General features: G+C 75.2%; 12 protein-coding genes. 5 read left to right on the forward strand and 7 right to left on the reverse strand.

The window, feature by feature from the left end:
• Positions 1 to 93 precede the first annotated feature (93 nt).
• Positions 94 to 1,053 (forward strand): YafY family protein, encoded by a 960-nt coding sequence (locus VFZ92_RS25355; RefSeq protein ID WP_330878528.1) that lies wholly within the window; start codon positions 94 to 96, stop codon positions 1,051 to 1,053.
• Positions 1,054 to 1,063: 10 nt separating this feature from the next.
• Here the strand turns inward: VFZ92_RS25355 and VFZ92_RS25360 are convergent, their stop codons facing one another.
• Positions 1,064 to 1,894 carry a helix-turn-helix transcriptional regulator gene (locus VFZ92_RS25360; protein WP_330878529.1) on the reverse strand — a complete coding sequence of 277 codons (831 nt, stop codon included), beginning with the start codon at positions 1,892 to 1,894 and terminating at the stop codon, positions 1,064 to 1,066.
• Between the two features lie 62 nt (positions 1,895 to 1,956).
• Complete coding sequence (locus VFZ92_RS25365) at positions 1,957 to 3,906, reverse strand: FAD-dependent oxidoreductase (RefSeq protein WP_330878530.1); 1,950 nt, start codon at positions 3,904 to 3,906, stop codon at positions 1,957 to 1,959.
• Between the two features lie 109 nt (positions 3,907 to 4,015).
• Between VFZ92_RS25365 and VFZ92_RS25370 the strand changes: the two genes are divergently transcribed.
• A complete protein-coding gene (locus VFZ92_RS25370) occupies positions 4,016 to 7,186 on the forward strand; it encodes an ATP-binding protein (RefSeq protein ID WP_330878531.1) in 3,171 nt (1,056 codons plus the stop codon).
• On the opposite strand, the gene VFZ92_RS25375 is transcribed toward VFZ92_RS25370, so the two are convergent.
• The 4 genes from VFZ92_RS25375 to VFZ92_RS25390 form a co-directional block, all read right to left on the reverse strand.
• The gene (locus VFZ92_RS25375) at positions 7,164 to 7,952 is read right to left on the reverse strand and encodes an ABC transporter permease (protein WP_330878532.1); all 789 of its coding nucleotides are present in this window, start codon (positions 7,950 to 7,952) and stop codon (positions 7,164 to 7,166) included. The genes VFZ92_RS25370 and VFZ92_RS25375 overlap by 23 nt on opposite strands.
• Positions 7,949 to 8,908: an ATP-binding cassette domain-containing protein gene (locus VFZ92_RS25380; RefSeq protein WP_330878533.1), complete on the reverse strand. Its 960-nt coding sequence runs from the start codon at positions 8,906 to 8,908 to the stop codon at positions 7,949 to 7,951. Before VFZ92_RS25380 ends, VFZ92_RS25375 begins: the two co-directional genes overlap by 4 nt.
• A gap of 165 nt (positions 8,909 to 9,073) precedes the next feature.
• Positions 9,074 to 9,244, reverse strand: a complete 171-nt coding sequence (locus tag VFZ92_RS25385) for a PspC domain-containing protein (protein WP_330878534.1) — start codon at positions 9,242 to 9,244, stop codon at positions 9,074 to 9,076.
• Between the two features lie 71 nt (positions 9,245 to 9,315).
• Positions 9,316 to 9,489, reverse strand: coding sequence for a CsbD family protein (locus tag VFZ92_RS25390; protein WP_330878535.1), 174 nt, complete (start codon positions 9,487 to 9,489; stop codon positions 9,316 to 9,318).
• Between the two features lie 227 nt (positions 9,490 to 9,716).
• Between VFZ92_RS25390 and VFZ92_RS25395 the strand changes: the two genes are divergently transcribed.
• Complete coding sequence (locus VFZ92_RS25395) at positions 9,717 to 10,316, forward strand: chemotaxis protein CheB (protein ID WP_330878536.1); 600 nt, start codon at positions 9,717 to 9,719, stop codon at positions 10,314 to 10,316.
• Positions 10,317 to 10,377: 61 nt separating this feature from the next.
• Here VFZ92_RS25395 and bla read toward each other — a convergent pair whose 3' ends face one another.
• Positions 10,378 to 11,283: a class A beta-lactamase gene (bla, locus tag VFZ92_RS25400; protein ID WP_330878537.1), complete on the reverse strand. Its 906-nt coding sequence runs from the start codon at positions 11,281 to 11,283 to the stop codon at positions 10,378 to 10,380.
• 117 nt (positions 11,284 to 11,400) lie between these two features.
• Here bla and VFZ92_RS25405 point away from each other — a divergent pair, with 117 nt between their 5' ends.
• Complete coding sequence (locus VFZ92_RS25405; RefSeq protein WP_330878538.1) at positions 11,401 to 12,276, forward strand: LysR family transcriptional regulator; 876 nt, start codon at positions 11,401 to 11,403, stop codon at positions 12,274 to 12,276.
• Positions 12,273 to 13,172, forward strand: a complete 900-nt coding sequence (locus VFZ92_RS25410) for a serine hydrolase (RefSeq protein ID WP_330878539.1) — start codon at positions 12,273 to 12,275, stop codon at positions 13,170 to 13,172. Before VFZ92_RS25405 ends, VFZ92_RS25410 begins: the two co-directional genes overlap by 4 nt.
• Positions 13,173 to 13,380: the final 208 nt, after the last annotated feature.

Below are 13,380 nucleotides of genomic sequence, written 5' to 3' on the forward strand. Positions count from 1 at the left end.
TCCCGTTCCTCCGTTCAGCGCTTGCGGTCACCGGGGACGCTAGGGCGAGATCCGGACAGGTTCTGTCCGGGTCGTGCCCTACCATCCGCAGGTGTGATCAGCACCTCCGCCCGTCTGCTCCGGCTGATCTCCCTGCTGTCGTCGCGTCCGTCGTGGACGGCGGGGGCGCTCGCGGAGCGCATGGAGGTCACCGAGCGCACGGTCCGGCGCGACGTGGCGCGGCTGCGCGAACTCGGGTACGGCATCGAGTCCGATCCCGGTCCGTGGGGCGGGTACCGGCTCGGTGTGGGGCGCAGCGCCCTCCCGCTGGTGCTCGACGACGAGGAGTCGCTGGCCGTCGCCGTCGCCCTGCGCGAAGCCGCGCGGACCGGCGTGCTGGGCGGCGACCAGGCGGTGCTGTCGGCGCTGCTGAAGCTGAGCAGGCTGCTGCCGTCGGGTGTCGCGGCCCGGCTCGCCGGGATGGACACGGCCGTCGAGCACACCTCCGGTCCCGGTGAGCAGCCGCTGTCCTCGCGACTGCTGGCCGCGCTGGCCAGCGCCTGCCGCCGGGGTGAGCGCGTGCGACTGTCCTACCGCGACCGGCAGGGGCGCGAGACGGTCCGGGAGGTCGACCCGCACCGGCTGGTGTTCACCGGCCACCGCTGGTACCTCGTGGCGCTCGACGTCGCGAGAGGACGGTGGCGGACGTTCCGCGCCGACCGCGTGGCCGACGCCAGGTCGACCGGGCAGGCGGTCGAGCTCGGCACACCGCCGGACGCGGCGGAGATGGTGGCGCGCGTGCTCACCAGCGACTACCCGGTGTACGCGCGGGTGGCGCTGGCGCGGTCGCCCGACCAGGCGCGCCGTCTGGTCCCGCCGACGGCGGGCACGTGCGAGGCCGACGGGGCCGGGGGCACGGTCGTCACGATCGGCGGCGTGGACCCCGAGTCGCTCGCACGGCGGCTGCTCCAGCTCGGCACGCCGTTCCGCGTGCTGTCACCGGACGCGGTGCGCGACGCCGTCCACCGGCACGCGCTGGCGCTGGCCGAGGACAACCCGCCCACCGCCCCCTGACCGCGGCGCGTCAGCTCCCCGCGTGCTGGGAGACCAGGCGGGACAGCGCCTCCGCGCTGCGGCTGCCCGGTTCCGCGGTGCCGACGAGGAGCTGCTGGCCGGGCGCGTCGTGCACGTCGAAGGTCTGGTAGGTCAGGTCGACACGACCGACCACGGGGTGCGCGAACACCTTGAACGCGCGGGTCAGCCCGCCGACGGACTGGTCCTCCCACAGCTCCCGGAACTCCGGTGAGGCCTCCAGCAGGTCGTCGACCAGCTCGGAGATCTCGCGGTCGTTCGGGAACCGGCCCGCGTTGAGCCTCAGCGCGAACACCGTGGCGCGGACGACCGTCGACCACTCGACGAACACCGACCGCGCCACCGGGTGCTGGAACAGCACCCGCACCACGTTGGCGGTGCCCTCGAAGGGCGCCAGCAGGGCGGTGGCGACGGTGTTGGCGGCCAGCACGTCGAACGACGGGCCCAGCACGTAGGCGGCCGACGTCGGGAACGCCTCCAGGAGCTGGAGCAGCGACGGGTGCACGAGGGCGAGGGGGCTGTCCTGGCCGAGGCGGGGGGTCAGCCCCGCGAGCCGGTACAGGTGCTCCTCGGCGTCCGCGCGCAGCCGGAGCGCCCGGCCGATCGCCGCCAGCACCTGCGCCGACGGGTTGCGCTCCCGGCCCTGTTCGAGCCGGGCGTAGTAGTCCGCGCTCACCCCGGCCAGGACCGCCACCTCCTCCCGGCGCAGGCCCGCCACCCGACGGCTGCCGCCCGCGCCGACGAGTCCCGCGTCGGCGGGGTCCAGCCGCGCGCGGCTCGCACGGAGGAAGGCGCCGAGCGGGTTGTCCTGGTCAGCGGGCATGGCCGCGACGGTACCGGCGGGGCGTGCCGCTGTCCTCGGCACGGGTACCGCCACGCCGCGGCTCACGCCGGGCGGGAGGCCGTCGAGCCGGCACCGGTGACGGTGGCCGTCCCCCGCTGGGCGCCGGGCAGCGGCGCGGAGCCCAGCGCGGTCTCCAGCCGCTCCCACCGCGTGACCACGTCGGTCATCATCAGCATCAGGACGTCGGGGAAGGCGTGCAGGAAGCTCCGGTACCGGTAGTGGTCCAGGTAGTACACCACCACGTCGTCCGTGAGCGCCGTGACCGACGTCGTGCGGGCGTTGAAGAACAGGTCGTGGTGGCCGAGCAGGGCGCCGCGGCCCAGCACCGCGCGGTCGTAGACGCCGCCGAAGTCGACCTCGACCCGCCCGCTCGTGACGAGGAAGACCCCGTTGGCCTCGTCGTCCTCCCGGCAGAGGGAATCGCCCGCGCCGTAGGGGATCTCGTCGAACATCGAGGCCAGCGTGTCGAGTTCCGCGTCGACCAGCGGGGCCAGCAGCCGCACCCCGTGCGGGTCGACGGCCTCCCGCAGGCACGCCACCCGCTCGGCCAGCTCGCGCTCGGAGAGGTGCGTCATCCGCATCCGCGCGAAGCGCAGCGTCCGGTCGGTGTCGCGCGTCCGGCGGCGGGACGTGCCGGTGCCCGGCGGGACGTGGAGGGTCTCGTCCCCGCTGATCCGCGCGGCCTCGCGCCTGCCGGACTCGTAGGCGCTGTGCACGCAGCCCCAGTGGTGGGGGTTGGTGGCCTCACCGGCGAAGAACAGCCGGTCGCCGACCGGTTCGGCGAGCGTGCCGAGGTCCTTGGCCGAGGAGCCGACACCGATGCACGTGTACGAGCCGAGGGAGTGGGGGTCGGTGGACCACGCGGTGCGAGAGACGTGCTCGGGCGCGGGCGCGTCGGCGCCGAAGACGTCCCGCACGACCGTCGTGGCGTAGGTGGAGACGTCCTCCTCGGACCACGTCTCCACCTCGCGGCCGAGGGAGCCGCCCAGCAGCATCACCAGGATCGGCTTGCCGTGGGACTTCCACATGCTGATGACCACGGTCGGGTAGCGGTCGGTGTCGCGGCACAGGTAGCCGAAGACGTACTGGTCCCTCGGCCAGAACGGTTCCCGGTAGTGCAGGGCGATCTTGTTGAGGGTGCCGAAGCCCAGCCGGGCGATGGCCGAGCGCTTGGCCTCGGGCAGCGGCGGCTCGAAGCGCACCGACCCGGCCTTGAGCACCCCGAGGGGCACGGTCACCAGCACCTTGTCCGCCTCGAAGACACCGCGGTCGGTCGTGACCCGCACGGGCCGGGCCCCGGTGTCGATCCGCGTGACCACGTGCCGCGGCCGGACGTCCAGCCCCTCGGCGACGGCGTCCACCACCGACCGGTAGCCGTGGCACAGGGTGCTGTCGCCGTAGCCGTAGACCAGGTAGCCGTCCTCCCAGTACTTCAGCGACAGCTTGTCGGCGTCCTCGCCGACGTCCTCGCGCAGGATCACGTTGAGGTGGTAGCGGACCGCCTGCGCGTCCTCCTCCGACAGCCCGCGCTCGGCGAGGACCTGGCGGACGGCCTCGCCGAGCGGGATGTCCGGGTGCTCGCCCCGGCGCGCGGTGTCGGCGCGGCGCTCCAGCTCGTGCAGCACGTCGTCGGCCAGTTCCAGGGTGCGGCGCTTGTGCCGGTGGCCCGCCGCGCGGCCGTCGGCGCCGAACAGGTCCAGGCTGTCGAACCCTCCCGTGTAGGCGCTGTCGCCGCCCACGTAGCTGTGCGGGATGCCGAGGTCCTCGACCAGTTCGGTGATCGGGTTGCCGTCCGTGCCGTGGATCCAGTGCGCGCCGAGGTCGACCCCGTGCTCGTCGGTCCAGATCCGACCGCCGAGGCGGTCGCGCGCCTCCAGGACGGTCACGGGGTGACCGAGTTCCCGCAGCGCTCGCGCGGCGGCCAGACCGGACATCCCGGCTCCCACGACCAGAACGCTGGGTGGACCGTCCTCTGTGGCTTCTCGCGGCATGGTCCGATTGTCGGTCGTCGTGCTCGGTCCGGGACAGTCCCGGATCGTGTGCTCGCGCTGGGCCGTCCGGGTTGTCCCCGTGCCCGGCCCTGCTGACTACCCTGGTCCGGTGACCACTGAGCTGGCCCTGCTGTCACGGGTGGCCTACCGCGGCGAGGAGATCACGAGGCCGCGGCTGCGCGGACTGCTCGCGCTCCTCGCGGGCGACCTGCGCTCGGGCTGCGGGACGGCCCGGCTCGTGGAGGGGCTCTGGCCGGACGAGCGGCCGGAGAACCCGCCCAAGGCCCTCCAGGTCCTCGTCTCCCACGCCCGCGCGCGGCTGGGGTCCGAGGTCATCGTCACCACCCCCGTCGGCTACCGGCTCGCGCTGGGCGAGGACCAGGTCGACGCCTCCGCCATCCTGCTCAGGGCCGCCGCGAGCGCCCGGCACGCCCGGACCGGCGACCACTCCTCGGCCCTCGACCACGCCGAGGCCGGGCTCGCGCTGTGGGACGGGCCCGCGGCCTGGGACGCCGACCGCCACGACCCGCTGTCCGACCTGCGCGCGGAGCGGGCGTCGACCTTCCGGTCGCTGGTGCGGTCCCGCGCGCTCGCGCTGGCCAGGCTGGGTCGCCGCGCCGAGGCGGCCCACCCCCTCACCGACCTCGCCCGCGAACGCCCGCGCGACGAGGAGGTGCTGGCCGAGCTGCTGCGCTGCGAGGCGGAGACGCTCGGGCCGTCCACGGCGCTGGCCAGGTACGAGACGTACCGGCGGGCGCTGCGCGAGGAGCTGGGCAGCGACCCCGGTCCCGAGCTGCGGGCCGTGCACGAGCGGCTCCTGCGCGGTGACGCCCCCGCGGTCCGGCACCGCGTGCCGCACGACCCCAACCCGCTGCTCGGCCGCGAGGCCGACATCGCCGCCGTGACCGGCCTGCTGCGCACGTCCCGCGTCACGTCGATCGTCGGAGCGGGCGGGCTGGGCAAGACCCGCCTCGCGCACGCCGTCAGCCGTCGGGCGGAGCAGCGGGTCGTGCACTTCGTCGCGCTCGCGGGCGTCACGGCCGAGAGCGACGTCGTCGCGGAGGTCGCGGCCGTCCTCGGCGGCGGCGAGTCGGGGCTCGGCCAGCTCGGTCGGCCCACCGCCGGGCGGGACGTCGCCGCCGTCGTGACCGCGCTCGGCGGCGGCCCGGTGCTGCTGGTGCTGGACAACTGCGAGCACGTCGTGCGCGGGGCCGCCGAACTCGTGCGGGCGCTGGTGGCCGCGACCGAGGACGTCCGCGTGCTCACCACCGGCCGCGCCCCGCTCGGCCTGTCGTCGGAGTCGGTGTACCCGCTGCCCGCGCTGAGCCCGTCCACGGCGGTCGAGCTGTTCCGGCAGCGCGCGAGGGCGGTGCGGCCCGGAGTCGACCTGCCGGACGCGGTGGTGCGGGAGCTGTGCGGGCACCTGGACGGGCTGCCGCTCGCCGTGGAGCTGGCGGCGGCCCGCGTGCGGGTCATGTCGGTCACCGAGGTCGCGCGCCGCTTGGACGACCGGCTCGGCCTGCTGCGCGGCGGGGCGCGGGACTCCCCGGAGCGGCACCGCACGCTGCACGCCGTCATCGACTGGAGCTGGGCGCTGCTCGACCCCGCCGCGCGGGCCGCGATGCGCGCGCTGTCGGTGTTCCCCGGCGGTTTCGGCGCGGACGCCGCGCGCTCCGTGCTCGGCGGGGACGCCGTGCCGGTGCTGGAGCGGCTCGTCGACCAGTCGCTGCTCGCGGTGTCGGACGACGGGACGGACGCGCGCTTCCGGATGTTGGAGACGGTGCGCGAGTTCAGCGCCGCCCGCCTCCACGAGGCCGGTGGGGCGGACGCGGCGACCGACCGCTTCCTCGGCTGGGCCCGCGACTTCGGCCTCGCCCACCACGAGTCGCTGCTCGGGGCCGACCTCTCCCGCGGCCTCCGGCTGATCCGGCCCGAGCAGGACAACCTCGTGCGGGCGCTGCGCCTCGGCGTCGACCGGGAGGACGGCCCCACCGTCGCGGCGACGGCCGCCGTGCTGGGCAGCCTGTGGACGATCGAGTCCAACCTGACCCGCATGGCGACGCTGACCGGCGACCCGCTGCGGGTGCTCTCGCACTTCCGCCCCGACCCGGAGTTCGTGGAGGTGACCAGGACGGCCGCGGTGCTGAGCGCGCTGACCGCCTACCTCCTCGCCCGCGGCCCGAGCCCGCTGCGCGCCCTGTTCGTCCTCCGCCGCCTGCCACCGGTCGCTCCGACCACGCCCGTCCGCGCGGTGGAGGCCGTGCTGCGCGCGACGGTCGACGGCGGCGCCACCGCGGAGTCGCTCGGCGAGCACGGGAACCGCCTGGTGGCCGGGATGGCCGACAGCACCGCCAGCTACGCGCGGGAGCAGGCCAACCACCTCGACGCGGCGCTGGTCTCGGCGAGGCGGATGCTCGCGGCGTTCGAGCACGCGGACACGCCCTGGCTGCGGGCCGTCGCCCACTCCCGGATCGGCGAGCTGTGCCTGAGGCTCGACCGCGGCGACGAGGCCAGGCAGCACTTCACGGCCATGCTGCCCGTGCTGGAGCACCTGGGCACGAGCACCAGCGCGGCCCGCGTGCGGTGGGCGCTGGTGCTCGCCAACCTCCAGTGCGGCTCCTTCGACGAGGCGGAGCGCTGGCTGGAGCAGGCGGTGCTCGACGGCGAGGACGACACCCTCGACGTGCTGATGTTCGACCGCGGCGCCCGCGCCGAGATCGCACTGGCACGGGGCGACGCCGAGGCCGGGCTGGACCTGTGGCGCCGCGCGGTCGACCGGCTCAGGACCACGGGTCTGCTGGACGTGCCCGCCGACGAGGAGCCGTGGCCGCTGGAGGTCCAGTCCGCCGCCGTGGTCGCCCACGCCTACGGCGGCGCGGCCGATCGGGTGGCGGACGTCGTCGACCGGCTGCCGCACGCGCTGGTGGCGCTGCTCGACCGGCGGGCCGGGGTGTCGGCGATGCCCTTCGCGGAGTTCCCGGCCCACGGCGCGGTGCTGCTGGCGCTGGCCGTCGTGCGGCTCGACCTCGCCGAGCGCTCGGGCGACGAGCGGGCCGCGGCGGCGGGAGCGCGGATGGTCGCGCTGGCCGAGCGCCTCCGCTTCCCGTGCGGGTTCCAGCCCACCATGTCCCCCGCCCGCGCGCGGCGGGCCGCGCGGCGGGCCGACCGGCGGGCGTACGAGGACGCGGTGTCCACCTACGCCCGCCTCGACGACAGCGACCTGGCGGAGGCCGTCCTCGCGGTCCTGGGAACCCCGGCTACCGCGTCGGATCACGCCTGAACAGGGCCGTCGCCCAGAGGAACCCGGCCACCGCGAGACCGGTGCACCACGCGACCGCGGCGACCGCGCTGCCACCGACCGGCGTGCCCAGCAGCAGCCCCCGCATCGTGTCGATGACGGGGGTGAACGGCTCGTTCTCCGCGAACCAGCGCAGCACCCCCGACATCGAGTCCGGCGGCACGAACGCGCTGCTGGTGAACGGCAGCACCTGGACGAGGAGGGTGAAGAGGCTGACGCCCTCCGCGTTGCGGGCCGCGAGGCCGATCGCGACCGCCAGCCAGGTGAGCGCGAGGACCAGCAGCGCGAGCACGCCGATGGCCGCGAACCACCCCGCGGGCCCCGCGGCGGGCCGGAACCCCAGCAGCAGCGAGACCGCGATGACGAGGCCCGTGCTCACCATCGTCCGGACGGCGGCGGCGACCACGTGGCCCACCAGGACCGCCGGGCGGAAGATCGCCATGGTGCGGAACCTGGCGATGACGCCCTCGGTCATGTCCTTGTTGACCGCGAGCGCCGTCGTCGTGGCCCCGTACCCCACGGACATGGTGATGATCCCCGGCACGAGGTAGTCGACGTAGTCGCCGCCGCGCGCGGCGCCGCCGAGGCCCGCGCCGAGCGCGCTGCCGAACACCCCGACGAAGAGCAGCAGCAGGATGACGGGCAGCCCGAGGGACATGACCAGCACGTCGGGGAAGCGCAGGACGTGCCGCAGGTTGCGGCGCAGCATCGTCGCCGAGTCGGTCACGGCGTGGGAGGTCGTGGTCATCGGGCGCCCTCCTGCTCGGGGGTGGACCGGGTGGTGAGGGCGAGGAACACGTCGTCGAGGTCCGGTGTGTGGATGGACAGCTCGGCGACGTCGATCCCGGCGCGGTCCAGCCGGTCGAGCAGGTCGCGCAGCGAGCCCGCACCGCCGTCGCCCACGACCTGGAGGACCGGTTCGCCCTCGTCGCGGACCACCCCGCCGAGCAGCGCGGACGCCGCTGCGAGACCGGCGGTGTCCGGGAACCGCAGGCGGACGTGCCCGCCGGGCACCCGGCGCTTCAGCTCGGCCGGGGTGCCCTCGGCGACCACCCTGCCGCGGTCGAGGACGGCGATCCGGTCGGCCAGCTCGTCGGCCTCCTCCAGGTACTGCGTCGTCAGGAGGACGGTGGCGCCGTCGGCGACGAGTTCGCGGACGGCCTGCCACGTCGTGCGGCGGCTGCGCGGGTCGAGACCGGTGGTCGGCTCGTCGAGGAAGATGACCCTCGGGTCGCCGACCAGCGTCATCGCGAGGTCGAGCCGCCTGCGCATGCCGCCGGAGTAGGTCGCGACCCGCTTCCGCGCGGCCTCGACGAGGTCGAACCGGGCGAGCAGCTCGGCGGTGCGCCGCCTGCCCTCCACCCGGCCGAGGTGGCGGAGGTCCGCCATCAGGACCAGGTTCTCCTCGCCGGTGAGCAGGTCGTCCACCGCCGAGAACTGGCCGGTGACGCCGATCGCGGAGCGGACGCCGTCGGGGTTCGCGGCCAGGTCGTGGCCCGCGACGCTCACCTCGCCGCCGTCGGCGCCGATCAGCGTGGACAGGATCCGGATCGCGGTGGTCTTGCCCGCGCCGTTGGGACCGAGCAGTGCGAAGACGGTTCCCGCCTCGACCTCCAGGTCGATGCCGTCGAGCACCACGTGGTCGCCGAAGGCCTTGCGCAGCCCGGTCACCCCGACCGCGGGCTGGGATGCGGTGGTGGTCACGGTTCCCCTCTCGTCCCGGTGGCCTGGTGGCCACGTCTGGGCAGAGGGTGCGCGCGTCGGGGTTCAGCGGGGTTCCACCGCGGTTCAGCGAGGTTCGGCGGACACGGGACCGGCCCCGGACGAGGTCCGGGGCCGGTGGTGCCGCGGGGGTGGTCCCCCGGTCGTTCAGCGCGAGGGCAGGACGGCCCACAGCGCGAGGTAGACGACGAACTGCGGTCCGGGCAGCAGGCAGGACAGCACGAACAGCAGCCGGACCGTGCCCGCCCCCATGCCCCACCGCTCGGCGAGCCCCGCGCACACGCCCGCGATCTTGCGGTTGTTCCTCGGCCTGCTCAACGCTCGTGGTGCCGTGCTGTCCACTGGTAGCCCTCCGGACGTTCGAGGTGGTGTCGGCCTGGGTCGGGACGTCAGCTCTTGAAGACGTCCTTGACCTTCTCGGCCGCCTGCTTCAGGTTGCCCTTGGCCTGGTCGCCCTTGCCCTCGGCCTCGAGCTGCTCGTCGTCGGTCGCGCGACCGACGCCCTCCTTGGCGTGGCCCTTGAGCTCCTCGGCCTTGGCGTCGATCTTGTCGTCGAGTCCCATGAGCTGTTCCGTCCTTTTGTGCGGCAACGGTTCTCCCGGGGAATTCCCCATCCGGCGAGCGGGTAAACCCGCACCGGTCCACCGCGGCCCCGTGGTCGCTCGGGACCGTGCGCGACGGCGTCGCTTGTGGACCCAGCGCGGTGGGTCCGACCCGGCCGCGGTCTGCGGGATGATGGCCCCATGACGCACAGCAGGACGATCCGGTGCGCACCGGGGAGCGGACCGCGATGAGCGTCCGGTCCGACCCCTACGCGCTCACCTTCCCCGTCGTGGCGCTGGTCGCCTCGGCCGGTGGCCTGGCCGCGCTGTCCGCGGCGCTGGGGCCGCTGCCCGCCGACCTCCCCGCCGCGCTCCTCGTGGTCCAGCACCAGAGCCCCGAACACCCGAGCTACCTGGCGCGGATCCTCGACGAGCGCACCGCGCTGGAGGTCCGTGCGGCCCACGACCGCGACGAACTGCGACGGGGGACGGTGCTGGTGGCACCACCGGCCCGGCACCTGCTGGTCACCTCCGAGGCCCGCCTCGGCCTGATCGACTCCGGCGCGCTGCCCCCGGCCCGCCCGTCGGCGGACCTCCTCCTGGCCACGCTGGCGGTCACCTGCGGCCCTCGCGCGCTCGCCGTCGTGCTCACCGGGCGGGGCACCGACGCCCAGGCGGGCATCCGCGCCATCTCCCACTGCGGCGGCACCGTGTTCGCGCAGGACGAGGCCAGCTCGGCGCACTTCGGCATGCCCGCCGCCGCCATCGACACGAGCCTCGTGCACCGGGTGCTGCCGCTGGCGGACATCGCCGAGGCCGTCGTGGCGCACGTCCTCACCCACCGGTGAGCCGACCTCGCGCCGACGACCCGCGCCGGTGGGCCGGTGGGCCCGACCGGCGCGGGCGCCGCTACGCCAGGCCCAGCGCGTCCACGACGACCTCGGTGGCACGGGCCAGGAGCACGTCGTCGCGCGTGGCGTCGACGGTGTCCCGGTCGGTCAGCACGGCCAGCACGACCGGGGCCCGGCCGGGCGGCCAGACGACGGCGATGTCGTTGCGCGTGCCGTAGGCGGCGCTGCCGGTCTTGTCGCCGACGACCCACCCGTCGGGCACCCCCGCCCGGATCGTCTTGTCACCGGTGGTGTTGCGGCGCAGCAGGTCCACCAGCACCTCGCGCTTCTCGGCGGGCAGCACGTCGTCCACGGCCACGGCGCGCAGGCTCGTGGCGAGCGCGCGGGGCGTGCTGGTGTCCCGGACGTCGCCGGGGGCCGTGTCGTTCAGCTCGGTCTCCAGCCGGTCGACGTGCGTGGTGGTGTCGCCGATCGCCCGCAGGGCCTCGCCCAGCGCCGCCGGACCGCCCAGTTCGCGGAACAGCAGGTTCGCGGCGGTGTTGTCGCTGTACCGGATCGCCGCGTCGGCGACCTCGCGCAGCGTCATGCCGGTGTCCACGTGCTTCTCGGTGACCGGCGAGTTGGCCACCAGGTCGGCCGCGGTGTAGGTGACCACCTCCTCCAGTTCGGGCAGCGTGTTGGCCCGGAGCACGGCCGCCGTGGACAGGGCCTTGTGCGTGGACGCGTAGGCGAAGCGCTCGCCGTCGCGGTGCGCCACCTCGCGACCGGTGCCGGTGTCGATCGCGTAGACGCCCAGCCGCGCGTCGAACGCCTTCTCCAGCTCCGCGAAGTCGGCGGCCGAGCGGTCGGTGGTGGTCGTGGTGGCCGACGACGTCGCGGGTGCCGCGCCCTCGGCCGTGGAGCAGGCGGTCAGCGCGGTCGCGGCGAGCGCCGCCGCGAGCACGCGGCGTGCCAGGTCGTTCATCACCGGAGTTCCCCCTCGTGGTGGTTCGGACTGTCGGGAGCAGTCTCACCACCGCGGAGCCATGCCGTCGAAGACGAGGATGACCAGTTTGATGCGTTTCCGTCATAAGCTGTGGTCGTGGACCTGGTCGGAGCGTGCAGGGCGTTCGTCAGCGTGAGCGAGCGCGGCAGCTTCACGCTCGGCGCGGCGGCGGCGCGGATCCCGCAGTCGGTGGCGAGCCGCCGGATCGCCGCGCTGGAGGAGGCCCTCGGCGGACGGCTGTTCGACCGGGCGCCCCGGCGCGCGAAGCTGACCCCGTTCGGGCTGGACGTGCTGCCCGCCGCGAAGCGCGTGGTGCAGGCGGCCGAGGCGCTGGAGCACGACGCGCGGCGCGCGGGACGGCGCCCGCTGCGGCTGGCGGTGCCCGACTCGTGCGGCACCAGGACGCTGGCCAGGCTGGACGCCGACGCGCGGGCCCGCGGCGTCGTGCTGGACCTGCGGCCCGCCGCACCGGCCGAGCGGGCCGAACTGGTCCGCAACCAGGAGGTGCGGGTGGCGCTGACGGCGGTGCCCGCCGAGGAGGGCACGTGGTCGGTGCCGCTGGGCGTGGCGAGCGCGCGGCCGGTGGAGGCGGCGACGGTGTACCTGGACACGCTGCGGCCCGGTCGGGGCGGGCGGGCGGCGCGGCGGGTGTGGCTGCAACCGGAGGACGACGTGCCGCACGTGCGGGACCGGATCGTGCGGGCGCGGGACGCCCTCGGCCTGCGGCCGTCGCAGGTCGCGGTGGCGGGCTCGCTGACGTCGGCCGTGGCCGAGGTGCTCGGGTCGACCGACCTGCTGCTGTGCCCGGCGGCCCAGGCCGACGAGCTGGACCTGCACTGGCGCCCGGTGGGCGGCCTCGTCCTGGCCCGCGGCTACGACGCCACCGCCGCCATCGGCGACGACGCCGACCGCATCCGCACCACCCTCGCGGGCCCGGTCGCGCGGTGCCTCGGCGCGGAGGGGGTGGCGTGAACGACGACAGCCTCGTCACCGCGCTGCGCGAGGAACTCGACGACGGCGGCCTGCGCGGCTCGTTCCTGGTGCGCGACCTGCACACCGGCGACGAGGTCGGCATCGACCCCGACGTGGAGTTCCCGCTGGCGTCACTGGTGAAGGTGCCGCTGGCCGTGGCGACGCTCGACCGCGTCCGCACCGGCGAGCTGGACGGCGCCGAGCAGGTCGCGGTGCGGCCGGGGAACCCCGACGTGGCGGGGCCGCCGGGGCTGAGCAGGTTCCGGCACCCGGCCTCGGTCGCCGTGGAGGACCTGGTCTACCTGAGCACGTCGATCAGCGACGGGGCCGCCGCCGACGCGCTGTTCGCCCTGACACCGCCCGCCGAGGTGGGCCGCCGGCTGCGCGCGCTGGGGCTGCGCGGGATCACGGTGCGGCACCCGATCAGCGACCTCACCGACACCCCGGCCGAGCGCTTCGACCCGGCCGAGGTGCACCTGGCCCACACGCTCGCCATCGGCGCGCGCACGGCGGGCCGCGGGCACCCGGTGCCGCAGCTCGACGTGAGCCGCGCCAGTTCGGGCACCGCGCGGGCGTTCGCCGACCTGCTCCAGGAGCTGTGGGCGCCGACGAGGGTCGACCCCGGCGTGGCGGCGCGGGTCCGGGACCTGTTGGCGCACAACGTCCTGCGGCAGCGGCTGGCACCGGACTTCACGTCCGACTCGTCGACGTGGTCGTCCAAGACCGGCACGCTGCTGAACCTGCGGCACGAGGCCGGGGTCGTCGAGCACGACGACGGGCGGGCGTTCGTCGTCGCGGCGCTGACCGAGTCGCGGGTGGCGGCCTCCGCCCAGCCGGAGGCCGAGGCGCTGATGGGTCGGGTGGCGCGGGCGCTGCGGGACCGGCTGCGGCCGTGACCGACCGCTGGGGCTGTGCGGGGTTCGGGTCGTGTGGTGGGGTTCGGGGTCGTCAACCACGTGATCACCGCGCGCGGGCGTCACCCGGCCTCGCAGCTCTCTGGTGACTCGTCCTGTCGTGTGGCCGGGCCTCGCCACGTCCTGGTTCTCCGGAAGCGGCGTTCGACGGCGTTGCGTGGTGGGGAGAGCGCGGGATCGACCGAGACCG

This window comes from Umezawaea sp. (genome assembly GCF_036375055.1).
Classification (GTDB): Bacteria; Actinomycetota; Actinomycetes; order Mycobacteriales; family Pseudonocardiaceae; genus Umezawaea.